At 63.1% G+C, this 903-nt stretch carries 1 protein-coding gene; it reads right to left on the bottom strand.

Annotated elements, in window-relative coordinates; all coding sequences use genetic code 11:
- A partial coding sequence (locus tag RMT89_RS40370; protein ID WP_315888727.1) for a DDE-type integrase/transposase/recombinase occupies positions 1-903 on the bottom strand: 903 nt, incomplete at both ends.

Here is a 903-nt window from a genome sequence, read left to right as displayed (position 1 = left end):
CACCGAGTGACCGATAAAGCCGGGGCAGGTCGCCAGATCGCGCTGACACGTGCCGATCACACGCTCGACATTGCCCTTGGTTTTGGGGTCATATGGCGGCGAAACTTCGACATTCACCCCAAGCGCCGAGAACAGCCGCTCGGTCGCCCGCGCCTTGAAATCACTGCCATTGTCGGTCTTGATTGTGTCCGGGACACCCCAGTCCAGGATACACGCCCGGATCAATGCGCCCACCGCCGAGGCGCGCGGGGTCTGCGTCACCCAGATCTTTGTGCGGCGGCTGAAGATGTCCACCACCATATAGATCGAGTGGCGCTTTTTGCCTTTCAGCATCACATCGGCGGGCGAAGCGTCGATCTGCCAAAGTTCATTCAGATGCTCGGCCGTGGTCGAGCCGACCGCCGAGAATTCGACTTTCGAGCGATAGGCGTCAGGGTCACGCAGGCGCAAAAGCTCGTTGCGGAACTCCACCTCCCACCGCTTCATGGCGCGCTGAACGTCGCGGACGGAGGGTTCGCGATCCAACCGGGCGCGATAGCGATCCAACACCACGGCGCGGACGTGCTTGGCCTTCACAAAGGGCTTTGCCGCCATGACCGCCAGACAAAAGGACCGGACCTCGCCATCAAGGGCGGTATCAAGCAGCGGTTTGCGGCCCCGATCATCGCGGGCAAGGGCGTCGTCGCCTTCGGTGGTGCGCCGCTTGCGCCATGTGCGAAGCTGCTCACGCGAGGCGGTGGCAATAACTGCACGCACCCACTCCGGCGCCTCGATGTTGCCCGCGTTATAGGCCGCAGCCCAGGTCAGATCGGCGGGCTTCTTCGTCAGCCCGTTCTCGATCGAGAACAGCTCGACCGCATCAAGACACCAGATCCGGGCATCGCGGCGGGCCTGTTCATCCGC

Origin of the sequence: Streptomyces sp. P17 (assembly GCF_032436805.1) — a bacterium.
Classification (GTDB): domain Bacteria; phylum Actinomycetota; class Actinomycetes; order Streptomycetales; family Streptomycetaceae; genus Streptomyces.
The sequence above is the reverse complement of the archived record's forward strand: the minus strand, read 5'-3'. Positions and strand labels throughout refer to the sequence as shown.